General features: G+C 65.7%; 25 protein-coding genes and 1 tRNA gene. 9 read left to right on the top strand and 17 right to left on the bottom strand.

The window, feature by feature from the left end:
* Positions 1 to 15: 15 nt before the first annotated feature.
* From MUU56_RS11415 to MUU56_RS11405, 3 genes are all read left to right on the top strand, one after another.
* Positions 16 to 636, top strand: coding sequence for a Maf-like protein (locus tag MUU56_RS11415; RefSeq protein ID WP_244767425.1), 621 nt, complete (start codon positions 16 to 18; stop codon positions 634 to 636).
* Position 637: 1 nt separating this feature from the next.
* Entirely contained in the window at positions 638 to 847 is a 210-nt protein-coding gene (yacG, locus tag MUU56_RS11410) for a DNA gyrase inhibitor YacG (protein WP_244767424.1), read from the top strand.
* Between the two features lie 174 nt (positions 848 to 1021).
* A tRNA-Phe gene (locus MUU56_RS11405) sits at positions 1022 to 1097 on the top strand.
* A gap of 66 nt (positions 1098 to 1163) precedes the next feature.
* On the opposite strand, the gene MUU56_RS11400 is transcribed toward MUU56_RS11405, so the two are convergent.
* A complete protein-coding gene (locus tag MUU56_RS11400) occupies positions 1164 to 1727 on the bottom strand; it encodes a dual specificity protein phosphatase family protein (RefSeq protein ID WP_244767423.1) in 564 nt (187 codons plus the stop codon).
* A 209-nt stretch (positions 1728 to 1936) separates the two neighbouring features.
* Between MUU56_RS11400 and MUU56_RS11395 the strand changes: the two genes are divergently transcribed.
* Positions 1937 to 3103: a pyridoxal phosphate-dependent aminotransferase gene (locus MUU56_RS11395; RefSeq protein WP_244767422.1), complete on the top strand. Its 1167-nt coding sequence runs from the start codon at positions 1937 to 1939 to the stop codon at positions 3101 to 3103.
* A 6-nt stretch (positions 3104 to 3109) separates the two neighbouring features.
* Here the strand turns inward: MUU56_RS11395 and MUU56_RS11390 are convergent, their stop codons facing one another.
* On the bottom strand, positions 3110 to 3637 hold the full coding sequence (locus MUU56_RS11390; RefSeq protein WP_244767421.1) for an AAA family ATPase: 528 nt from the start codon (positions 3635 to 3637) through the stop codon (positions 3110 to 3112).
* A 113-nt stretch (positions 3638 to 3750) separates the two neighbouring features.
* Between MUU56_RS11390 and galE the strand changes: the two genes are divergently transcribed.
* Positions 3751 to 4743, top strand: coding sequence for a UDP-glucose 4-epimerase GalE (galE, locus tag MUU56_RS11385; RefSeq protein WP_244767420.1), 993 nt, complete (start codon positions 3751 to 3753; stop codon positions 4741 to 4743).
* A gap of 3 nt (positions 4744 to 4746) precedes the next feature.
* Here the strand turns inward: galE and MUU56_RS11380 are convergent, their stop codons facing one another.
* From MUU56_RS11380 to MUU56_RS11360, 5 genes are all read right to left on the bottom strand, one after another.
* Positions 4747 to 5046, bottom strand: a complete 300-nt coding sequence (locus MUU56_RS11380; RefSeq protein ID WP_244767419.1) for a chorismate mutase family protein — start codon at positions 5044 to 5046, stop codon at positions 4747 to 4749.
* 344 nt (positions 5047 to 5390) lie between these two features.
* Positions 5391 to 6395 (bottom strand): cytochrome d ubiquinol oxidase subunit II, encoded by a 1005-nt coding sequence (gene cydB / locus MUU56_RS11375; protein ID WP_244767418.1) that lies wholly within the window; start codon positions 6393 to 6395, stop codon positions 5391 to 5393.
* Positions 6385 to 7797, bottom strand: a complete 1413-nt coding sequence (locus MUU56_RS11370) for a cytochrome ubiquinol oxidase subunit I (RefSeq protein WP_244767417.1) — start codon at positions 7795 to 7797, stop codon at positions 6385 to 6387. Before MUU56_RS11370 ends, cydB begins: the two co-directional genes overlap by 11 nt.
* 229 nt (positions 7798 to 8026) lie before the next feature.
* Positions 8027 to 8290, bottom strand: coding sequence for a hypothetical protein (locus MUU56_RS11365; RefSeq protein WP_244767416.1), 264 nt, complete (start codon positions 8288 to 8290; stop codon positions 8027 to 8029).
* Between the two features lie 50 nt (positions 8291 to 8340).
* A complete protein-coding gene (locus MUU56_RS11360) occupies positions 8341 to 8595 on the bottom strand; it encodes a hypothetical protein (RefSeq protein ID WP_244767415.1) in 255 nt (84 codons plus the stop codon).
* A gap of 759 nt (positions 8596 to 9354) precedes the next feature.
* Between MUU56_RS11360 and MUU56_RS11355 the strand changes: the two genes are divergently transcribed.
* Entirely contained in the window at positions 9355 to 9777 is a 423-nt protein-coding gene (locus MUU56_RS11355) for a TadE/TadG family type IV pilus assembly protein (RefSeq protein WP_244767414.1), read from the top strand.
* Between the two features lie 2 nt (positions 9778 to 9779).
* Positions 9780 to 11501 (top strand): pilus assembly protein TadG-related protein, encoded by a 1722-nt coding sequence (locus tag MUU56_RS11350; RefSeq protein ID WP_244767413.1) that lies wholly within the window; start codon positions 9780 to 9782, stop codon positions 11499 to 11501.
* Between the two features lie 14 nt (positions 11502 to 11515).
* Here the strand turns inward: MUU56_RS11350 and MUU56_RS11345 are convergent, their stop codons facing one another.
* The 3 genes from MUU56_RS11345 to MUU56_RS11335 form a co-directional block, all read right to left on the bottom strand.
* Entirely contained in the window at positions 11516 to 11911 is a 396-nt protein-coding gene (locus tag MUU56_RS11345; protein WP_244767412.1) for a GFA family protein, read from the bottom strand.
* A gap of 122 nt (positions 11912 to 12033) precedes the next feature.
* Positions 12034 to 13407: a class II 3-deoxy-7-phosphoheptulonate synthase gene (locus MUU56_RS11340; protein ID WP_244767411.1), complete on the bottom strand. Its 1374-nt coding sequence runs from the start codon at positions 13405 to 13407 to the stop codon at positions 12034 to 12036.
* Positions 13408 to 13590: 183 nt separating this feature from the next.
* Positions 13591 to 13821 (bottom strand): hypothetical protein, encoded by a 231-nt coding sequence (locus MUU56_RS11335; protein ID WP_244767410.1) that lies wholly within the window; start codon positions 13819 to 13821, stop codon positions 13591 to 13593.
* Between the two features lie 146 nt (positions 13822 to 13967).
* Here MUU56_RS11335 and MUU56_RS11330 point away from each other — a divergent pair, with 146 nt between their 5' ends.
* Positions 13968 to 14870, top strand: a complete 903-nt coding sequence (locus MUU56_RS11330; protein WP_244767409.1) for a LysR family transcriptional regulator — start codon at positions 13968 to 13970, stop codon at positions 14868 to 14870.
* Here the strand turns inward: MUU56_RS11330 and gor are convergent.
* The 3 genes from gor to rpiA all read right to left on the bottom strand — a co-directional run bounded on the left by gor (position 14848) and on the right by rpiA (position 17694).
* On the bottom strand, positions 14848 to 16236 hold the full coding sequence (gene gor / locus MUU56_RS11325) for a glutathione-disulfide reductase (RefSeq protein WP_244767408.1): 1389 nt from the start codon (positions 16234 to 16236) through the stop codon (positions 14848 to 14850). The genes MUU56_RS11330 and gor overlap by 23 nt on opposite strands.
* 201 nt (positions 16237 to 16437) lie before the next feature.
* A complete protein-coding gene (locus MUU56_RS11320; protein WP_244767407.1) occupies positions 16438 to 16977 on the bottom strand; it encodes a DUF2059 domain-containing protein in 540 nt (179 codons plus the stop codon).
* Between the two features lie 18 nt (positions 16978 to 16995).
* Positions 16996 to 17694: a ribose-5-phosphate isomerase RpiA gene (gene rpiA, locus MUU56_RS11315; RefSeq protein WP_244767406.1), complete on the bottom strand. Its 699-nt coding sequence runs from the start codon at positions 17692 to 17694 to the stop codon at positions 16996 to 16998.
* A gap of 213 nt (positions 17695 to 17907) precedes the next feature.
* Here rpiA and MUU56_RS11310 point away from each other — a divergent pair, with 213 nt between their 5' ends.
* Positions 17908 to 18582 carry an HAD family hydrolase gene (locus tag MUU56_RS11310; protein WP_244767405.1) on the top strand — a complete coding sequence of 225 codons (675 nt, stop codon included), beginning with the start codon at positions 17908 to 17910 and terminating at the stop codon, positions 18580 to 18582.
* Between the two features lie 73 nt (positions 18583 to 18655).
* On the opposite strand, the gene MUU56_RS11305 is transcribed toward MUU56_RS11310, so the two are convergent.
* The 4 genes from MUU56_RS11305 to MUU56_RS11290 all read right to left on the bottom strand — a co-directional run bounded on the left by MUU56_RS11305 (position 18656) and on the right by MUU56_RS11290 (position 22237).
* Complete coding sequence (locus MUU56_RS11305) at positions 18656 to 19825, bottom strand: M20 aminoacylase family protein (RefSeq protein ID WP_244767404.1); 1170 nt, start codon at positions 19823 to 19825, stop codon at positions 18656 to 18658.
* Between the two features lie 13 nt (positions 19826 to 19838).
* Entirely contained in the window at positions 19839 to 20657 is an 819-nt protein-coding gene (locus tag MUU56_RS11300; RefSeq protein ID WP_244767403.1) for an ABC transporter permease, read from the bottom strand.
* Entirely contained in the window at positions 20657 to 21385 is a 729-nt protein-coding gene (locus MUU56_RS11295) for an ABC transporter permease (protein WP_244767402.1), read from the bottom strand. Before MUU56_RS11295 ends, MUU56_RS11300 begins: the two co-directional genes overlap by 1 nt.
* Positions 21386 to 21454: 69 nt before the next feature.
* The gene (locus MUU56_RS11290; RefSeq protein ID WP_244767401.1) at positions 21455 to 22237 is read right to left on the bottom strand and encodes a transporter substrate-binding domain-containing protein; all 783 of its coding nucleotides are present in this window, start codon (positions 22235 to 22237) and stop codon (positions 21455 to 21457) included.
* Positions 22238 to 22254 lie beyond the last annotated feature (17 nt).

Here is a 22254-nt window from a genome sequence, read left to right as displayed (position 1 = left end):
CACCCCGGAGACCCCATGGCGCAGACCGATACGCTCATCCTGGCATCCGGCTCGCCGCGCCGCGTCGAACTGCTCGCGCAGGCGGGCATTACGCCCGCGCGCCTGATGCCCATGGATATCGACGAGACGCCGAAGCGTTCCGAGCATCCCCGCTCGCTGGCGCGCCGGCTCTCCACGGGCAAGGCACAGGCGGCGCTCGCCGCCATCAAGGGGGACCCGGCCTTTGCCGGAAGCTATATCCTGGCCGCCGACACGGTCGTCTCGGTCGGCCGGCGCATCCTGCCGAAGACGGAGATGATCGACGAGGCCTCCAGCGCCCTACACCTGCTCTCCGGCCGCAGCCACCGCGTCTTCACCGGCGTCTGCCTCATCACGCCGGACCGCACGGTGCGCCAGAAGGTCATCGACACGAAGGTCCGCTTCAAGCGGCTCTCGACCACCGACATCGAAGCCTATCTCTCCTCCGGCCAGTGGCGCGGCAAGGCGGGCGGCTATGCCATCCAGGGCATTGCCGGCAGCTTCGTCGTCAAGCTGGTCGGCTCCTACACCAATGTGGTCGGCCTGCCGCTCTATGAAACCCTCGCCCTGCTTTCCGGCGAAGGCTTCGACGTGCATGCCGGCTGGACGGATGCCTGACATGACGAACGAAAGCGAAAAGCCGGCGGCCACCGTCGCCCCGCTGCGCAAGGCCGTGCCCTGCCCGATCTGCAAGCGCCCTTCGGCGCGCGAGCACTATCCCTTCTGCTCGAACCGCTGCCGCGACGTCGATCTCAACCGCTGGCTCTCCGGCTCCTATGCCATCCCCGTCGCCGACGACGAGGCGAAAGCCGACGAGGACGATATGTGACGCCCCTGTCACGTGGCGAAAACACAATCTTTTCCACCACTTGCAAAGCCAGCCAATTTTCCCGCAAAAAACGCCCGGGAGGGCTGGACACATTTTCGCAAGATGCTATAACCCCGCTCGCTTCCGGGGCGAAACCAAGCGCCCCACGGATTTCCAGGCGAAATCCAACCGGATGCCCGGATAGCTCAGTTGGTAGAGCAGCGGATTGAAAATCCGCGTGTCGGTGGTTCAAATCCGCCTCCGGGCACCATTAATCTCCTGAAATGATTAGGGTATCGAGAAGAGTACGCGGTTTCCGTGTGCTTAGACACACGCTTTATCCAGCTGAGCGCGCCGCTTCTTCCAGCTCCTCCCAGCTTTCATCCATGGCATAGGTCGGGGAGAGGAAGGGGACGCCGATGTGGCCGTAGCGGATGGAGAGCTGGCGTTCGGCGGTTTCCTCGTCGACGCGCGCGATGCGGGCGAGGTAGATGACGGAGGCGAGGCCCGTGCGGTCGGCGCCGGACCGGCAGTGGATGAGGATCGGGCGGGGCGCGTCCCTGAGGAGGGCGGCGAGCTCGTCCGCCGCCTTGGGGTCGAGCCGCTGGTCGGCCTGCATGGGGAAATCGATGAGGGTGAGGCCGAGGCTCCTGGCCGCGGCGACCTCGTTCCTGTACCAGGCCGCCCGCTCGTTCCGCCCCCTCAGGTTGACGATGGTGCGGATCCGGTAGCGCGCGGCATAGGTTGCGATCTCGCCCGGCGTGGGCTGGTTCGAGCGGTAGACCTCGCCGGGTACCACGGCGGCGAAGTTGCCGGTCAGCTGGATCGCCACAAGATAGATGCCGAGCGCCGTGCCCGCCGCGCCACAGGCGAGCGCAACCCATTTCAAGAACCGCTTCATGCTTGCCTTCCCTGCCAGTCGTGGCGGCAGGATCGGGCGTGCGCCTGACAGGAGCCTGAACGCCAGCGGCAAGGACAACGTCCCGCGCTTCCATCACCGATTTCGATGGGTCTGTCAGCGAAACTGGCGTGAATGACGGGACGAAACCGGTTAGGTCTTGGGCCGCGTCATCATCGATGCGCGGTCCGATCCTGCGGGAGTGATGTTCCATGTCCTTCATCGAAAGCCTCAGCCCGCGCTCGCTCCGCGCCCCGGAAAGCGGGATCGTCGAAGTGGTCAACTATGCGCGCGGGCGCGAAGGGCTGATCCCGCTCTGGGTCGGCGAAGGGGACCTGCCGACGCCGGATTTCATTGCCCGGCCCGCGGCCGACGCGCTGCTGCGCGGCGAGACCTTCTATACCTGGCAGCGCGGCATTCCCGAGTTGCGCGCCGCCCTTTCGCGCTACTATGCTCGCCGTTTCGGCGCGGCGCTTCCCGACGAGCATTTCTATGTCGTCGGCTCCGGCATGCAGGCGATCAAGCTGGCGATCGAGGCGCTCGTCTCGCCGGGCGACGACATGGTCTATCTGACGCCGGCCTGGCCGAACTTCGCGGCGGCAGCGGGGCTTTCGGGCGCCAACCCCGTCGCCGTGCCGCTCGTCTTTGCCGGCGGGCGCTGGCAGGTCGACCTTGACCGCGTGGAAGCGGCGATCACGCCGAAGACCCGCGTGCTCTTCGTCAACACGCCCTCCAACCCGACGGGCTGGACGGCGACGCGCGAGGACCTTGCCAACCTGCTCGCCATCGCACGGCGCCATGGCCTCTGGATCATGGCCGACGAGATCTATGCGCTCTACCACTATGCGGGCGGGCGGGCGCCCTCGTTCCTCGACGTGATGGAGGAAGGCGACAAGGTCGTCTTCGTCAATTCCTTCTCGAAGAACTGGTCGATGACCGGCTGGCGCGTCGGCTGGATCGTCGCGCCGCCGGAAATCGGCCAGGTGCTGGAGAACCTGATCCAGTATTCCACCTCGGGCGTGCCGCAGTTCCTGCAGCAGGGCGCCATCGTGGCGCTCGACGAGGGCGATGCCTTCGTGCAGGCGAATATCGACAAGGCCACGACGAACCGTGATGTCTTCTGCGACGCGCTGATCGCCACCAACCGCGTCGAGACGCTGAAGCCGGACGGAGCGCTTTACGCCTTCCTGAAGATCGACGGCGTGACGGATTCGCGCCTCGCCGCGCTCGACATCGTCGACCGCACCAATGTCGGCCTTGCGCCGGGCACGGCCTTCGGGCCGGGCGGCGAGCTCTTCATGCGCGCCTGTTTCCTGCGCGACCCCGGGCAGGTCGCAGAGGCGGCCGACCGGCTTGCCCGCTACATCGCGGCGCGCTGAGGGCGATCAAAGGCGGCCGAGCACGAAATCGGCACGCGCGGCCACCGGCATTTTCGGCACGACCACCACTTCGTAACCGAGCGCGGGATAGGTCTCCTCCAGCCGCTCATATTCGGCGAGCGCGGCCGCAAGATCATGCCGGCGTTCCGGATCTGCGGCATAGATCTCCGGCCAGGGCGGCGTGAGGAAGACCCGCCTGTTGTAGCGGTGCGCCTCGGCCAACGCAGGCAGCACCGGCTCCCCGCCCTCGGCATCGAGGGCGGAAGCGGCGTCGATCAGGCCGCGGTCGAAGAAGACGAGGCCGGGATGCTGCTGCATCGCCGCCCGGTCGGCGAGCGCCATCGCAATGGCGCGCCGGGCGAAGGCGGCAAGGTCCAGCCAGGGCAAGGCGGTGCCGCCGCTCGCCAGCTCCGCCTGCACGATACGCCGGCCGGGCTCCTCGACAACGGCGTGGCCGCGCCGCCGGAGCTCTTCCAGCAGGGTGGATTTTCCGCCGCCGGAGCAGCCGGAGAGCACGATGAAACGGTCGGACATGACGGTCTTCCTTCTGTTCGGCGGGAGGGGCCCGCAAATGCGCCGCAATTGCGGTTGCGTGTTGCCGGCCGGCAGGGTGATATGCCGGCAATTCAGTCGATTCGGGGAATGACATGGCGGTTCTGGTTACGGGCGGCGCGGGTTACATCGGCAGCCACATGGTCTGGGCGCTCATCGATGCGGGCGAGGAGGTCGTGGTGCTCGACCGGCTCTCGACCGGCTTCCGCTGGGCCGTGGCGCCCGAGGCGCGCTTCTACGAGGGCGACCTTGCCGATGCGGCGCTGCTGGCGCAGATCTTCACCGAAAACAGCATCGACGCGATCATCCATTTCGCCGGGTCGATCATCGTGCCGGAATCGGTCGCCGATCCCCTCTCCTATTACGACAACAACACGGTCAAGTCACGGGCGCTGATCGCCGCGGCCGTCGCGGCGAAGATTCCGCATTTCGTCTTCTCCTCGACCGCCGCCGTCTACGGCACGCCCGACGGCACGGAACCGGTGCTGGAAAGCGCAGCGCTGCGGCCGGAATCGCCCTACGGCTCCTCCAAGCTGATGACCGAGATCATGCTGCGCGACACCGCCGCCGCGCACGACTTCACCTATACGGCGCTGCGCTACTTCAACGTCGCCGGCGCCGATCCGCGCGGGCGCACCGGCCAGTCGACGGCAGGCGCCACGCATCTCATCAAGGTGGCGAGCGAGGCGGCGCTCGGCAAGCGCGCCGGCATGGATGTCTTCGGCACCGACTATCCGACGCCGGACGGCACCTGCGTGCGCGACTATATCCACGTCACCGACCTTGCCAATGCGCATCTGAAGGCGCTGCAGCGCATGCGGGCAGGCGGCGGCTCGATCGTCGCCAATTGCGGCTATGGCCGCGGCTTCTCCGTGCTGGAGGTGCTGGATGAGGTGAGGGCCGTCTCCGGCAAGGACTTCCCCGTGCGCTTTGCCGGGCGCCGGCCGGGCGATGCGGTGCTGATCGTCGCCAACCCCTCCGTCGCGATGCGGGAACTCGACTGGAAGCCGCAGCATGACGACCTCGGCTTCATCGTGCGTACGGCGCTCGACTGGGAGGAGCACCTCGGCAAGCGCAACCAGATCTGACGCCTATTCTTCGCCGAGCAGCGCCTTTTCGTGGGCGATGGCACAGTCGATGAGTTCTGCCCAGATTCCCTCGTAGAAGGCACCGTCGAGGCCGAGGGCCTCGGCATTGCGGTGCGCATTGTCGCGCACTTCCCGGACGCGCTCCGGCACGTCGGCGGGAATGCCAAGGCCCGCCTTGATCTCGGCCGCGCGGCCGATGAAGCTCCAGCGCTCGGCGAAGAGCGCCATCAGCGCCCGGTCGACCCGGTCGATGTTTTCCCGGATTTCCGCCATCGTCGTGCAGTCTGCGGCCGTCTTCGCCATTGCGGTCTCCCTTGTCGGGACCCCGATAGCAGAGGAATGTTTTGGGGGAAAGCCGCGAACGTCTCCTGAGACGCAAGGCCACATGCAGGCCCGGGGGTTAAGCGGAAGGAGGGTGCGGTCCTGTCTTCTGCTTGCGGGCCTGCATGCTGGCCGAGGCGGAACCTAGGCAAGCAAGCTGGCGCGAGGCTGGATGCTTTTACGTTACGTGAGCCCCTTGTTTCCGGCACCCGGCTAGGCCCCGATGGCGAGCTTGATGGCGAAGCCGACGATCGTCACCGCCAGCACGCCGCCCGCCCACAGGCCCACGAACCAGAGCAGCCTGCGGCCGGTCGAACCCTCCGTCATCAGTGATACCCCTCCTCGGGATCGACCTTGCCGCGGAAGACCCAATAGGCATAGGCCGTGTAGCCGAGGATCATCGGCACCAGAACCAGCGCGCCGGCCAGCAGAAAGGCAAGGCTCTCCTCGGGCGCGGCCGCCTGCCAGATCGTCAGCGAGGCCGGCACGATATAGGGGTAGAAGCTGATGCCGATGCCGGCAAAGCCCAGCACGAAAAGGCCGAGCGCGGCGATGAAGGGCCGTGAATCGTGCCGGGTGCGCAGGCCCTGGACCAGCAGGGCGAAGCAGCCGAGCACGAGAAGCGGCACGAGCAGACTGAAGAGCAGCGTCGGCCAGCCGAACCAGCGGTCGAAGTAGAGCGGCTCCAGGAAGGGCGTCCACAGGCTGAAGACGCCCATGGCAAAGAGCGTGCCGAGGCCGGCCTTCAGCGCATAGCCGCGGGCGCGTTCGGCAAGGTCGCCGCTCGTCTTCATCACCAGCCAGGTGGCGCCGAGCAGCGCATAGCCGACGATCAGCGCCAGGCCGGTCGCGATGGAGAAGGGCGTCAGCCAGTCCCACCAGCCGCCGGCATAGGCGCGCCCTTCCACCGGAATGCCCTGCACCAGCGCACCGAGCGCCACCCCCTGCGTGCAGGCCGCGACCATGGAACCGCCGGAAAAGGCAATGTCCCAGAGGAACTCGCCGCGCCGGGTGCGCCAGCGATATTCGAAGGCGACGCCGCGGAAGATGAGGCCCAGCAGCATCAGCACCAGGGGCATGTAGAGCGCCGGCAGGATCGTCGCATAGGCGAGCGGGAAGACGGCCATCAGCCCGCCGCCGCCCAGCACCAGCCAGGTCTCGTTTCCATCCCAGACAGGCGCGACGGAGTTCATCATCACGTCGCGATCGTGTTTCTCCTTGAAGAAGGGAAAGAGGATGCCGACGCCAAGATCGAAGCCGTCGAGGATGACATAGGCAAGCACCGCGAAGGCGATGATGGCTGCCCAGATGAAGGGAAGATCAATGGCCATGGTGGCGGCTCCCGGACGGGGTGGCGGCGGCGGGCATGATGCCGGCCGAACGGAGAGGACCTTCCGCCAGATCCGGCATGGGATCGCGCGGCAGGCGGCCCATCAGGCGCAGGATGTAGAAGGTGCCGGCGCCGAAGACGAGGAAATAGACCACGATGAAGGCGATCAGCGAGGTGGCGACGGCGGGCGCATCGATGGGCGCCACGGAATTGGCGGTGAGCAGATGGCCGTAGACCGTATAGGGCTGGCGACCGACCTCCGTCGTTACCCAGCCGGCCAGCACGGCGAGGAAGCCGGCAGGCCCCATCAGCGCGGCAGCACGGTGCAGCCAGCGGTTCTCGCCGAGCGTCCCGCGCCACCGACACCACAGCGACCAGAACCCGATGCCCAGCATGGCAAAGCCGATGGCGACCATGATGCGGAAGGACCAGAAGACGATGCCGACCGGCGGATGCAGTTCCTTCGGCACCGTATCGAGCCCGGCGAGCGGGGCATCGAGGTCATGCTTGAGGATGAGGCTCGACAGTTTCGGGATCTCGATGGCGTAGTCGACGCGCTGTTCGGACGAATTCGGAATGCCGAAGAGGATGAGCGGCGCGCCGTCGGGATGGCTCTGGTAGTGCCCTTCCATCGCCATGACCTTGGCCGGCTGGTGCTCCAGCGTGTTGAGCCCGTGCATGTCGCCGGCGAGGATCTGGATCGGCGCGACGACGGCCGCCATCCACATCGCCATGGAAAACATCGTCTTCGCGCGCTTCGGCGCATCGCCGCGCAGAAGGTGATAGGCCCCGACGGCGCCGACGACGAAGGCGGTTGTCAGGTAGGCGGCCAGCACCATGTGCACGAGGCGATAGGGGAAGGACGGATTGAAGATCACCGCCCACCAGTCGACCGGCACGAACTGGCCGGCTTCGTTGACGGTGAAGCCGGCGGGCGTCTGCATCCAGGAATTGGCGGCAAGGATCCAGGTCGCCGAGATCAGCGTGCCGACGGCGACCATCAGCGTGGCGAAGAAATGCAGCTTCGGGCCGACGCGGTTGAGGCCGAACAGCATGACACCGAGGAATCCGGCCTCCAGGAAGAAGGCCGTCAGCACCTCGTAGCCCATCAGCGGGCCGATGACCGGCCCCGCCTTGTCGGAGAAGACGCTCCAGTTCGTACCGAACTGGTAGGACATGACGATGCCGGAAACGACGCCCATGCCGAAGGCGAGCGCGAAGATCGTCTTCCAGAAATTGAACAGCGCGAAATAGACCTCGTCCTTCGTCCAGAGCCACAACCCTTCCAGCACGGCGAGATAGCTCGCAAGGCCGATCGAGAAGGCGGGAAAGACGATGTGGAACGATACGGTGAAGGCGAACTGGAAGCGGGCGAGCAGCGTTGCGTCCAACGATTCGAACATTGGCCACGTCCTTTCATAAGGCTGGCGCGGGCCTCGGCAGGCCGCGCTCGCAGGAAAGAATGCGGTCCGGAACAGGCAAAGGTCAATTCCGTGCACGCGCCCACGTTGCCGCACCGCGACAATCGCCCGCGTGCGGCATTTCGGCCAGCATCGGCCCCCGCCGCCTCGAACGAACGAAGCTCCCGGCGGGGAACCGGGAGCTTCGGATGGCAGGCAAAGGGATCGTCGCTTACCGGTCGGCAGTCGCCGTGCGGTCGAGGCCCGGATAATAGTCGCCATTGGCCGGGCCGATCCGCCGGGACGTGGTTTCCGCCCGGGAATAGACATGGCCGTTTGCTATGCGGGCCTGGCGCTTCGCCTCGATCATCTGATCCTGCTCGGAAGTGGGCGAGACGCCCCTGTAATAGTCGCCGCCAGCGAAGGCGGCGGAACCACCGAAGAGCGATGCGGCGAGAAGCGTCGCCGCGAAGGCTGCGTTGAGGGACTTGCTCATTGTTTCATTCCTTGGTCAGTCTTGGGAGTTGGCCTTGCAGATGTGGCCGCTCAGCGGTCGTTCCTGTCGAGGCCCCTGTAGTAGTCGCCCCTGGCAGGGCCGGCAGCCGCCACGATCACCGTGGACTTTGCGTCGCTCCTGTCGATGCTCTGCGTGGTGACACGGTCGATGGTCTGGCTCTGGGCCTGGTCGCGGTCGATACCGCGATAATAATCGCCGTCACCACCGGCGAGGGCTGCGGAGCCGCCGAAAACGGAGGCGGCGAGAAGGGCGGTCGCAAAGGTCGTGCTCAAGGTCTTGGTCATTGTCTTGTTCCTTTCATATATGCATCTTGAAACGGCAGTTCGGGATCCATCGTGGCCGCGGACATCGCGTTCCGCCGATGGCGACAGGGACGATCCGGCTGACTTTCAGGCGATGGCCGCATGGCGGCAGCCGCACGTCTCTCGTCTTCGTCATGGCCCGGCATCATCGTTCCTATCGGTCTTCCAGGAGCGGTTGGCCGCTCTTGCGAAATAAAGATGGTCCCTCAATTTGCGGGATGGAAGGGTCTCAAACTGGAAACAGCCGTCAACGTTTTTTGAACAATGAAAAGCGCGGCTCCGGCACACAACCAAGTCGGCGAAAACCGGCAAAACCGTCCATATAGACGGTTTTTCATGAGGAAAGCCTCATGATTCAAACCATTGATTTATCGCAATGATATTCATCCTTCCCGCCGCGGAAGGGAAAGGGCGCACGCGGAAGCTGCAGCGGGAGAAGGCCGTCTTTACAATTGTGGCGTTGAAAGCTGCAACGCCGATTTCAAGAGTTTCACGAATGTGTGAGGGGGGAAAAACACAGCTGAAATCGCTTTCGGCGTGCCCTGAATTGTGTCCGCATTGTGTCAGAAAGGCCGGCACCGGCCACCGCCGGGGACAACACGCAGGCGCAAATCATCAGTTGCACATTTTCACAATAATCAATCTATAGGAGAATTTAAGACTCTGGGCGCACGATAAAGGTGCATTCCTTTTGAAAGATGCAACCGCCTTGTCGCCGGACAATCCAAAGGAGGAGATGTCATGCACGCCCTGTCCCGCCTGTCGAAGGATCGCGCCGGCACCTCGGCGCTGGAATTCGCGATCATCGCCCCCCTCTTCTTCCTCATCCTCTTCACGCTGATCGCCTACGGCATCTATCTCAGCGTCACCCATGCGGTGCAGCAGGTGGCGGCGGATGCCGCCCGCACGGCGGTCGCCGGCCTCAACCCGACCGAGCGCGTCACGCTGGTCAACCGCTACCTCGACGCCTCGCATTTCGACTATGTCTTCCTCAACCGTGCGAAGATGCAGGTCGTCGTCACCGACGACCCGGCCAATCCGGAACAGTTCACCGTCACGATCACCTATGATTCCGGCGACCTGCCGATCTGGAACCTCTTCACCTTCGCGCTGCCGAGCCAGAGGATCGAGCGTTATTCTACCGTGCGCGTGGGAGGGCTGTAACCATGAAGACCCCGCGCACCCTTTTTTGCGAACGCGACGGCAATATCGGCACGCTTGCCGCCATCAGCCTGCCGCTCATCATCTTCTCGCTCGCCCTCGGCGTCGACTATGGCTACCTCACCGTGCAGCAGCGCCAGTTGCAGGCCGCCGCCGACCTGGCCGCCATCGCCGCCGCCGCCAATGTCGCCGAGGCCGAAAAATCCGCGGCCACCTATTTCGCCCTCAACAACCTTCCCGTCTCCGTGACCGGCAAGGACGGCACCACCATCCCCGCCGTGATCACGGCGCTCAACTCCAGGGCGACGCCCGCCACCGCCCTCGTCGAGCGCGGACGCTACACCGCCGATCCGGACATCGCGCCGGAAGAGCGTTTCAAGCCGGCCAGCGCCGATGCGGATGCCGCGCGGGTGACGCTCACCCGCCCCTCGGACCTCTTCGTCGCCGCGGTCTTCACACCCACATCGCCGATGCTCTCGGCGACCGGCTCGGCCGCCCGCTCCAAGACCGCCGCCTTTTCCATCGGTACGCGTCTTGCCAGCCTCAATGACGGCATCCTGAACGCGCTGCTCGGCAAGCTGCTCGGCACGAACCTCTCCCTCAACGTGATGGACTACCGCGCGCTGGTCGATGCCGACATCGCCATCCACCCCTTCCTGAAGGCGGTCGCGACGACCCTCAACCTCACTGCGGGGACCTATGAGGAGGTGCTGAATGCCGGCATCACCATGCCGCAGCTGCTCGCCTCCATGCGCGCCGTCGAGGGTCTTTCCGGCCCCGTACGCTCGGCGCTCCGGCTCGTCGAGCAGGCGACGGCCGGCAGCAAGGTCAAGCTGCCGCTCTCGCGCATCCTCAACCTCGATCCGAAGAAGGGGCTTGCCGTTGCCACCGGCGGCGACTGGAAGATGTCGATCAACGCCCTGCAGATGATCACCGCCGCGGCAGCGCTCGCCAACGGCAAGAACCAAGTGGCGCTCGATGTCGGCGCGGTCGTGCCGGGCCTTGCCGCGGTAAAGGTGAACCTTGCGATCGGCGAGCCGCCCGTCGAAACGCCCTCGCACCGGCTCGGCGCGCCGGGCAGCGCCGTGCGCAGCGCGCAGACGCGGCTGTCGGTCGAGGTGGGCATAGACGGGCTTGCCGCGCTCGCGGGCCTGCGCATCAAGCTGCCGCTCTATGTCGAGGTTGCCGCCGCGGAGGCGAAGCTGACCGATATCCGCTGCTACGGCGGCTCGCTCAGCAATGCCAATGTCGCGATCGACGCGGTGCCGGGCGTCGCGGAGATCGCCATCGGCAAGGTCGATCCCTCCGTGCTCTCCGATTTTTCCGACGATGCGCGGGTGACAAAAGCCCGCATCGTCGATTCGGCCCTCCTGAGCATCGATGCGATCGCGCATGTCGAGGCGAAGAATCTTGCGAAGACCCGCCTCACCTACACGCCGGCGGAGATCGCCGCCGGAACAATGAAATCCGTCTCCACGCGGAACACACTGACCTCCGCCGTCCGGTCGCTGTTCGGCAATCTCGATGCCGAGATCAACATCAAGCTGCTCGGCCTGCCGATCGGCATTCCGGGCATCGCGTCCGCGCTCGGCAACACGCTCGGCGCCGTCACGCCCGCCATCGACGAACTGCTCTACAACCTGCTGCTTCTTGCCGGCGTGCGGATCGGCGAGGCGGATATCCGCGTCACGGGCGTCAGCTGCCAGCGCCCCGCGCTGGTGCAATAGCGGGATCGGCCGCCTCAATAGCCCTGCGCATATTGCGGCAAGCCGTCCTCGATCTCGTAATAGTCACCCTTGTCGGCGCAGAAGATGTGCTTGCCGATGGCAAGCCCGGTCGGCAGGTCGAAGGTACCGGCCATGATCGAGGTATAATTCGTCCCGTCGCCCTTCCAGAACAGGGCCGAGCCGCAGGTGCGGCAAAAGCCCCGTCCCGCCATGTCGCTCGCCCGATACCAGGTGACATTCTCCCCGCCCTCGACCGTCAGTGCGTGATCGGGCACGTTGGTCGCCGCGTAGAAATGCCCGGTCTGGCGCCGGCACTGGCTGCAATGGCAGGCGATCACCTCGCGCAGCGGCCCCCTGGTGCGAAAGCGCACCGCCCCGCAAAGACAATGGCCGGTATGTTCCTCGCTCATGCATTCCCCCCAAACGAAACCGGGCCAGCTTCGCGAGCCGGCCCGGTCCTGTCAATTTCACATTCCTGAATGCTTGCATCAGTTCCGCTAATCTACGGGACCGAAGCATGAACGGATGGAGATCAACCGTTCACGACCATGCGCTTTTCATCGCGGCCGCCCTTCATGCGCTCGGCAAGAAGGAAGGCGAGCTCCAGCGCCTGGTCGGCATTGAGGCGCGGATCGCAGTGCGTATGGTAGCGGTCGGCGAGGTCATCGCCCGACAGCGCCCGCGCACCGCCGGTGCATTCCGTCACGTCGTTGCCGGTCATCTCGACATGGATGCCGCCCGGATGCGTGCCTTCCGCGCGGTGGATCTGGAAGAAGCTTTCCACTTCCGACAGGATCCGCTCGAACGGACGGGTCTTGTAGTTGTTGAGCGTGATCGTGTTTCCGTGCATCGGATCGCAGGACCACACCACCTTCTTGCCTTCCCGCTCGACGGCGCGGATCAGCTTCGGCAGGTTGTCGGCAACCTTGTCATGGCCGAAGCGGCAGATCAGCGTCAGGCGGCCGGCCTCGTTCGCCGAGTTCAGGAGGTCGATCAGCTCCAGGAGGCCGTCGCTGGTCAGCGACGGGCCGCACTTGAGGCCGAGCGGATTCTTGATGCCGCGGCAATATTCGATATGCGCATGGTCGGGCTGGCGCGTGCGGTCGCCGATCCAGATCATGTGGCCGGACGTCGCATACCAGTCGCCCGAGGTCGAATCGACGCGGGTCAGCGCCTGCTCGTAGCCGAGCAGCAGCGCCTCATGGCTGGTGAAGAAATCGGTCTCGCGCAGGCCCGGATGGTTTTCCGCGCTGATGCCGATCGCCTTCATGAAGTCCATCGTCTCGGAAATCCGGTCGGCGAGCTTGCGGTAGCGCTCGGCCTGCGGCGAGTCCTTGACGAAGCCGAGCATCCACTGGTGCACGTTCTCCAGATTGGCATAACCGCCCATCGCGAAGGCGCGCAGGAGATTCAGCGTCGCGGCAGACTGGCGGTAGGCCATGATCTGGCGTTCCGGGCTCGGCACGCGGGCCTCTTCGGTGAACTCGATGCCGTTGATGATGTCGCCGCGGTAGGACGGCAGCGTCACGTCACCCTGCTTCTCGATGCCCGAGGAGCGGGGCTTGGCGAACTGGCCGGCAATGCGGCCAACCTTCACGACGGGCTGCTGGGCGCCGAAGGTCAGCACCACGGCCATCTGGAGGAAGGCGCGGAAGAAGTCACGGATCGTGTCGGCGCCGTGTTCGACGAAGCTCTCGGCACAATCGCCGCCCTGAAGGAGGAAGCCGTTGCCCTCCGCCACGCTCGCAAGCGAGGCCTTCAGGCGCCGTGCTTCGCCGGCGAAGACGAGCGGCGGAAACTTCGAAAGGCGCTCTTCGGTCGCCGCCAATGCGGCGAGATCGGGATAGTCCGGAACCTGCTGGATGGGCTTCAGCCGCCAGCTACTCGGGGTCCAATTCTCTGCCATGATGTTCACCTGTCCTGATGCGCCCGCGATAACCGGGGGGCGCCACGTCCGTTGAAGATGCGGGCTTATAAACCGTTAGATGGGTCTTGCATAGCCGCAGATCCAGCGGCAGCGGCGCATTTGCAACGGTTCCGCCCTCCGCTCCGGGACAGGCTGTAGAGCACGGAGGGCGACAGGTCTGGCCTAGAAGCGACGCGGGCTTGCACGCAAGGCAACTGCCCTGTCCGGCAGGGCCTGTCGCGTGCCCCTCGGCTCCGGCCGGCCGCGCCCGTTGAGGAGGCGCGCAAGAAGCGCGCTCACCGCTTCCAACCCGCGCCAGGCTTCCGCTTCCAGCGGATCGGACAAAGGGTCTATCCGGCGCTGCTTCATCGTCTTTTCCGCCCTGTCGAGGGCGATCATCCATTCCGGGCTCATGACGGCCTCCTGTTTCCGGTCTCCTTCCCGAGATAGCGATCGGCCCCCGGCAAGCGTAGACGCGGAAATGAAACGCCCATTTCACCGATGAGCGATGCCTGCCGGCGGCTTTTGCGCTAGAAGGAAGCGTTCAACAGGAGCGGTGCATGTCGGAAGTCGACTGGAGCGATCTGCAGCTTTTCTTCCACGTCGCGGCGGAGGGCGGGCTTGCCGGCGCCGCGGCGATCACGGGCGCCAGCGCGCCGACGATCGGCCGCCGCATGCTGGCGCTGGAACGGGCCATGGGCCGCACGCTCTTCATCCGCAGCCAGCAGGGCTACCGACTCGCCCCGGACGGCATGGTGCTGTTCGAGCATGTCCAGACGATCCGCCGCACGACCGCCGACATCACCCGCTGGCACGGCGACGCCTTCGCGCTGCCCATCGTCGCCATTGCCGGCGATATCTGGCTGATGGGCTTCGTTGCGGAGAACACGAGCGAGCTGCGCGGTCCCGCCGACAGCTTCCGCCTCTGCTGCAAGCAATTGCCGGCGGGTGGGGACCTGACCTATCGCCACGGCATGATCGGCCTCTTCCACAGCGCGCCGAAGACCGGCAATGTCGCCGTGCGCAAGTCGGTGACCGTCGCCTATGCGGTCTATCGCGCCGCGAACCTCGCCCTCGAGGCGGGCCTGCCCTGGGTCTCGATCGGCACGGAAGTTGCCGTTTCCGATGCGGAGAAATGGGTTTTCCGCAACCACGAGCCGCAAATCCACACCTGGACGAACGCGCCTGCCGTGCTGGCCCGGTTGATCGCGGGCGGCGCGGGACGCGGCGTGCTGCCGGCTTTCGTGGGCGATGCCATGCCGACGCTCTTGCGCGAGGGCGAGCCGATCGAGGCACTCAGCCATCCGCTCTGGCTCGCCGTCAACGACGACGACCGCCACCGGCCGGAAATGCGGCTCGCCCTCGATCGCCTCGCAAACCTCTTCAAGCACCACGAAGACCGCTTCGCCGGCCGGCTGGCCGGCGAGACGCGGCCGTCCGTCAGACCCGCTGTCCGTTCCTGATGCGGTAGCTCGGCTGGTACATGGTCACCAGCTCCTCGCTCGCCGTCGGGTGCACCGCCATGGTGCGGTCGAAGTCGTCCTTGGTGACGCCGGCCTTCAGCGAGATGCCGAGAAGCTGCGCCATCTCGCCGGCCTCGTGGCCAAGAATATGCGCGCCGACGACCTTGCGATCGGCCGCATTGACGATGAGCTTCATGATCGTCTTCTCCTGCCGGCCGGAGAGCGTCGCCTTCATCGGGCGGAATTCGGCGCGGTAGACCTCCAGTTCGTCGAAGGCTTTTGCCGCCGCCTCCTCGCTGAGGCCGACGGTACCGATCTCCGGCTGGGAGAAGACCGCGGTGGCGATGAGGTCGTGGTCCGGCGAAACCGGGTTGCCGCGGAACTCCGTCTCGATGAAGCACATCGCCTCATGGATCGCGACGGGGGTGAGCTGCACACGGTCCGTGACGTCGCCGAGCGCGAAGATGCCCGGAACGTTGGTACGGGAATAGGCATCGACGAGGATCGCCCCCCGCTCGTCCATCCCCACGCCCGCCGCCTCCAGGCCGAGGCTGCCGGTGTTCGGCACCCGGCCGAGCGCCAGCATCACCTGGTCGACGGCAAGCGTCTCGCCCGCCTTGGTGGTGACGGTGCGCCCGCCGCCCTCGGCCTCGCTCACGCTGGTGATGATGTCCTCGCAAAGGATGCGAATGCCCTTGGCGACCATCGCCGCCTGCACGCCCTGGCGCATGTCCTGGTCGAACCGCGACAGGATCTGCTTGCCGCGGTAGATCAGCATGGTGTCGACGCCGAGGCCATGGAAGATGTTGGCGAACTCGACGGCGATATAGCCGCCGCCGGCGATCAGGATGGATTTCGGCAGTTCCGGCAGGTCGAACGCCTCGTTTGAACTGATGCAAAGCTCATGGCCGGGAAGGTCGGCATGCGGCGTCGGATGGCCGCCGACCGCGATCAGGATGCGCTCGGCGGTCACAAGCTCGTCCGTCGCCGTCAGGCGCACCGTGTTCGGCCCGACGAGCACGGCGCGGGTCGCAAGGATCGTCGCCCCGGCATTGTCGAGGCCCTTGCGGTAAAGGCCCTCCAGGCGGGTGATCTCCTTCTCCTTGGCGGCAACGAGGGCCGGCCAGTCGAAGCGCGTCTCGCTGACCTGCCAGCCGAAGCCGGCGGCATCCTCGAAATGCTCGGGGAACTGCGAGGCATAGACATAGAGCTTCTTCGGCACGCAGCCGCGGATGACGCAGGTGCCGCCGAAGCGGAATTCCTCGGCGATACCCACCTTCTTGCCCATGCTGGCGGCAAGGCGCGCGCTGCGCACGCCGCCGGAGCCTCCGCCGATGACGAAGAGGTCGTAGTCGAATGTCGGCATGGTGATCTCCTGCGGGCAAGGCTGGCCGGACGGCCGTCAAAGTCCACCAAACCTCTCTTCCGTCATGGTCGGGCTTGACCCGACCATCCACAGCCGCGGGTGCCGCTTGGATCCTCGGGTCAAGCCCGAGGATGACGGTAGTGGGCGGGCGATGTCCGTCATAAAACAGAGGGCGGCTTGCGCCGCCCTTTCGTCATTCGATCACTGCTGCGGCTGCTGTGCCTCGCCGCCTTCGGCGGCAGCGCCGAGGATCGGGTTGAGCTTCTTGGCGCTTTCGGCGCGCAGGTCGCGGTCGACGCCGACAGCCCAGATCTCGGCGGCCTTCATGACTTCGCGCGTGGCGATCGGGCCGTCCGACAGCAGCTTCTTGCCGACAGGCGAGTTGTAGAAGTCGGCGATCGCCTTCAGCTCTTCCTGGGTGAAGGTCTTGGCGTAGATCGTCGCGGCTTCCCGCTCCAGGTCGGCGCGGCGCGGCGCGAGCGCCAGGGCCTGCTCGTCGACGGTGGCGTTGATTTCCGACTCGTGGTTCGGCGAGGCCTGGACGAGCGTCGCCTTGATGCGAACGGCAAGGCCCGGCAGGATATTGTCGAAACCGTTCGTCGCGCCGATCGCGTCGATGGCGGCGCGGGCGGCCTTGACCTGCTCGTCGGTGACGTCCTGCGCCTTGGCGGCGCCGGCAAGCGCTGCCGAAACGATGAGGGTCGCCGCGAGGGTCCGGCCGAAACCAGCAAATTTGATCATGTCGGTCTGTGCTCCTGTCTAGTCTTTCGCCGTCAGCGTGCGCGCACCCGCGGGTCCCGCGATGATGGCCAGCGACGCCATGTTGATGAAGAGGCCGTGTTCGACGACACCGGGTATGTCATTGAGGCTGCTTGCGAGCGCATCTGCATCAGGAATGCGGCCAAAAGATGCGTCGAGAATGTAGTGTCCGCCATCCGTCATGAAGGTGCCGTCGCCCGAGGCGCGCAGCGCGATTGCCCCGGAAAGTCCGAGGCGGGCCGCCGTCTTCTCGATGGCGATGCGGGTGGCGGTGAGGCCGAAGGGATTGACCTCGATCGGCAGCTTGAAGGCGCCGAGCGTCTCGACCACCTTGCTCTCGTCGGCAATCACGATCATGCGCGTCGAGGCGCTGGCGACGATCTTCTCGCGCAGCAGCGCGCCGCCGCCGCCCTTGATGAGGCGCAGCCTGCCGTCGACCTCGTCGGCGCCGTCGATGGTGAGGTCGAGTTCCGGCAGCTCGTCGAGCGACTTCAGCGGCACGCCGAGCTCGACGCAGAGCCGCGCCGTGCGCTCGGAGGTGGGCACGCCCTCGACCTTCAGGCCACCGGCGACCTTTTCGGCCAGGAGCCGCACGAATTCCTCCGCGGTCGATCCGGTGCCGATGCCGAGGCGCATGCCGTCCTCGACATGGGTGAGCGCGACCTCCGCGGCCTTGATTTTCATTTCCCGGGCGTCCATGGCCCAAAACTCCCTGAATGGTCGTAGCCGGCGCCGAAGCGACCGGAATTCCGGTGAGACACTTACACGCCCCTGCCGGCAAACGAAAGCCAAAATCGCCGCATGTTCCGATGCCGGCCCCGCGCCCGCCGGGGTGGAGAAGGCGATTGCAAATGCCGCTGCCATCGCATACCGGAGGGGCCTGCCTGCCTCCTCCCCATACAAGGTTTTCCCATGTCCGCTTCTCTCGTAGTCTTCGATCTCGACGGTACGCTCATCGATACGGCGCACGACCTCGTGGCGAGCCTCAACCACACGATCGGCCTCGAGGGCCTCGATCCCGTCGGCTATGGCGACCTCACCTATCTCGTCGGCCATGGCGGCCAGGTGATGATCAAGCGCGCCTTCGCGCTGCGCGGGCGGGAGATCTCGGACGCGGAACTGCAGCGCATGCTCGCCGCCTTCGTCGAGCACTATTCCGGCGCCATGCCGGGTGTCTCCGTGCCCTATCCGGGCCTCCTTGCCGCCATGGACCGCCTCGCCGGCGCCGGCTATCGCCTCGCCGTCTGCACCAACAAGCTGGAAGGCCTTGCCCGGCGCCTGCTCGATGGCCTCGCCCTCACTCCGCGCTTTGCCGCGATCACCGGCGGCGACACCTTTGCGGTGCGCAAGCCCGATGCCGAGCACCTGCTCGGCACCGTCCGCCTCGCCGAGGCCGACCCCAGCCGCACTGTGATGATCGGCGACAGCCTCAACGACATGCTCGTCGCCCGCAATGCCGGCGTGCCCTCCATCGGCGTGCCCTTCGGCTATTCGGACGTGCCCGTCGCCGAGCTCGAGCCGAGCCATGTCATCGCCCATTTCGACGAGCTGACACCGGACCTGGTCGGGCGTCTCATCGCCCGCTGACATGTTTGGCGAGCGGCCAGGCACCACCGGGTGAGAACGGACGCTTGAAACGCTGACCGCCGGCGCGGCGGCCCTAGCTCGCGCGCAGGTAGTGCTCGGCCAGTTCCGTCCAGAAGGCGGCGCCGACCGGCAGGAGGTCGTCGTTGAAATTGTAGCCGGGATGGTGGAGCGACTTGTCGTTTTCGCCACCCTTGCCGCCAAGGAAGAAATAGGTGCCCGGCCGCTCCTTCAGCATATAGGCGAAATCCTCGCTGCCCATGAAGGGGCGGTCAAGGTCGACGACCTTGTCTGCACCGGCAAAGCGGATGGCGAGGTCGCGCACGAGATCCGTCTCGGCCTTGTGGTTGACCGTCGCATCGTAGAAACGCTGGTAGTCCACCGTGGCGCTCATGCCGTAGCTTTCCGCCTGGCGCTCGGCGATGAGGCAGATGCGGCGCTCCAGCTCGTCGCGAACGGCGGGATCGAAGGAGCGGATGCCGACGACGATCTCGGCCCGGCTCGGGATGATGTTGCTCGCCGAGCCCGCATGGAACGATCCGACCGTCACCACGGTCGGATCGAGCGGGTGGATGTTGCGCGAGACGATGGTCTGCAGCGCCATGACGATCGAGGCGCCGCAGACGATCGGGTCGAGCGTCTCCTGCGGCTCCGCGCCATGGCCGCCGATGCCGTTCACCGTGATGCGCGCCTCGTCGACCGCCGCCATGATCGGGCCGTCACGCAGCGCGAACTGGCCGAAGGGCAGGCCCGGCTCGTTGTGCAAGGCGAAGACGGCATCGCAGGGGAATTTGTCGAACAGCCCCTCCTCCACCATGATCTTCGCGCCGCCGAAATTCTCCTCCGCCGGCTGGAAGATCAAGTGAACGGTGCCGTCGAAATTGCGCCGCTCGGCAATCGCCCTCGCCGCGCCGAGCAGCATGGCCGTGTGCCCGTCATGGCCGCAGGCATGCATTTTTCCCGGCGTCTTGCTGGCATAGGCAAGGCCGGTCTCCTCGTGGATCGGCAGCGCATCGATATCGGCGCGGATGCCGATCGACTTGCGGCCGGTGCCGTTCACGAGCGTCGCGACGAGGCCGGTTTTCGCAAGGCCGCGCGTGACCTTGTAGCCGTAGCTTTCAAGATGGCGCGCGATGACATCCGACGTGCGCACCTCCTCCAGCCCCAGCTCCGGGTGCTCGTGCAGGTCGCGGCGGATCGCCACCATTTCCGGCATGGAGTTCTGGAGGGTCGTATGGATCGTCATGTCATCGTCCTTTTCAGGCACCACGCGTCGGGATCCTGCGTTCGAAATAGCGGAAGGCGACCACCAGGATGGCGGTCAGGCAGAGATAGATGAGCGCGAGCAGCAGCAGCGGCTCATAGGTGATGTAGGTCTCCTGCCGCACCTTGGAGATGACGGCGTAGACATCGATCACGGTGATCGTCGCGACGAGCGGCGTCGCCTTCAATTGCAGCACGGTCTCGCCGTTCAGCGTTGGCAGCGCCCGGTGCACGGCACGTGGCAGCCAGATGCGGCGGAACATCGTGAACCGGCTCATGCCATAGGCGCGCGCGGCCTCCAGTTCCCCTGCCGGCACGCCGGCAAAGGCGCCGCGCATCACCTCTCCCTCATAGGCCGCAAAGGAGATGGTCAGCGCCGCCACCCCATAGGGCCACGCCTCGCGCAGATAGGGCCAGAGGAAGGAATTGCGGATTTCCGGGAATTGCGGGAAGAGCGAGCCCAGCCCGTAATAGAGCAGCCACAGCTGGAGCAGCAGCGGCGTGCCGCGGATGATCGTGCAGAAGCCGCGCGCCAGCAATTTCAGCGGCCATGGCCCGGTCACCTGCACGAGGCCGATCGGCACGGCGAGCAGGAAGCCGAGGATCGAGGTGGTGAACAGTATCAGCAGCGTGACGCCGACGCCATAAACGAGGCGACCGGAATATTTCGGCACCCAATCCCAGCGCATGAACCAGACGATGCAGAAGACCAGCACGGCGGCGATGGCCATCAGCACGATGCGGTGCGGCTTGAGGAGCGCACGCTTCGAGGGCAGTTCTGTGAGGGCCAGGGCGGAAACGGTCTCCTCGCTCATCACGCATGCCTCGTCAGGCCGCGCCGATAGTGGCGTTCGATGATGCCGATCAGGACGTTGGAGAGCAGCGTGAGCAGCAGATAGAGCATGCCGGCCGCGCAGAAGAAGAGAAGATAGGCCTTGGTGCTGCCGGCCGCCTGGCGTGTCACCAGCGTCAGCTCGCTGAAGCCGACGACCGCGAGAAGCGCCGTGTCCTTGGTGGCGATCAGCCAGAGGTTCGAAAGTCCGGGAATGGCATGCGGCAGCATGGCCGGCAGCGTGATGCGGCGCATGACCTGAAGGGGCGACATGCCATAGGCGCGCGCCGCCTCCATCTGCCCCGCCGGCACCGCCTTGATCGCGCCGCGCAGGACCTCGGTGGAATAGGCGCCCTGCACGACGCCGATGACGAAGATGCCGGCGGCAAGGCCGCTGATATCGACCGACCCGAAGCCGAGCGCGGCGGACATCTTGTTGAGCACGTCCGTGCCGGCATAATAAAGGATCAGGATCAGCACCAGTTCGGGGACGGCCCGAACGACGGTCGTATAGACCTCGAGGAGGTCCTTCGTCACCGGGCCGCCATAGAGCTTGCCCATGGCACCGCCCGTGCCGAGCAGCAGGCCGAGCGCATAGCCACCGACGGCGATCTGGACCGACTGCCACAACCCTGCCAGAAGCACCCCGCCCCAGCCGGGCGGTTCGAGCGCGAGAAGGCTCCAGTTGATCAGCGATCCGGCATCGGCCATGAGGTTTTTCGTCCTTGCAAGGAACATGGCCGGCGGCGGGAGCCGCCGGCGTCAAGCACAGACCGGCGATCAGCCGCCATAGACGTCGAAGTCGAAATACTTCTTCGAGAACTCGTCATAGGTGCCGTTCTCGCGGATCGCCTTGATCGCGGCGTTGATCTTTTCCTTCAGTTCGGTCTCGCCCTTGCGCAGGCCGACGCCGACACCAGCACCGAGGATTTCCGGATCGTCCTTCACATTGCCCTTCAGGTCGCAGCAGGCCGCGCCCTGCTCGGTCTTCAGGAAATCGCTGAGGGCGATCGAGTCGGCCTGCACCGCATCGATTCGGCCGGCGGCGAGGTCGTTGTTCGCCTCGTCCTGGGTCTGGTACTCCTTCACGGTCGCGCCATTCTCGCCGAAATACTTGTTGGCGTAGACTTGGTGAATGGTGGCGACTTGCACGCCGATCGTCTTGCCGGAGAGGCCTTCCGGCGTCGGCTCGAAATCCTGGCCCTTCGGACCGATCACGGCGGTGGGCGTGTTATAGTATTTGTCGGAGAAGTCGATCGTCTGGAGACGCTCGGCCGTGATCGACATGGAACCGATGATCATGTCGATCTTGTTGGAGGTCAGTGCGGGGATGATGCCGTCCCAGGCGACCGGCGTGATGACGCAGTCGAGCTTGGCCTCGGCGCAGATCGCCTTCATGAAGTCGACTTCCCAGCCTTCCCAGTTGCCGGAGGCATCCGGCGAGGTGAAGGGCGGATAGGGCTCGGCGGCAAAGCCGACGCGGACCTGCTGGGCCGCGGCGCCGGACAGGGCGGCAAGGCCGATCGCGGCGGCAAGGGCGATTGTCTTTACGGCATTCTTCATGATCTTCCCTCTGTTGG

This window comes from Shinella yambaruensis, from assembly GCF_022899355.1.
Lineage (GTDB): Bacteria > Pseudomonadota > Alphaproteobacteria > Rhizobiales > Rhizobiaceae > Shinella > Shinella yambaruensis.
This window is presented reverse-complemented; position numbering and strand designations above follow the sequence as displayed.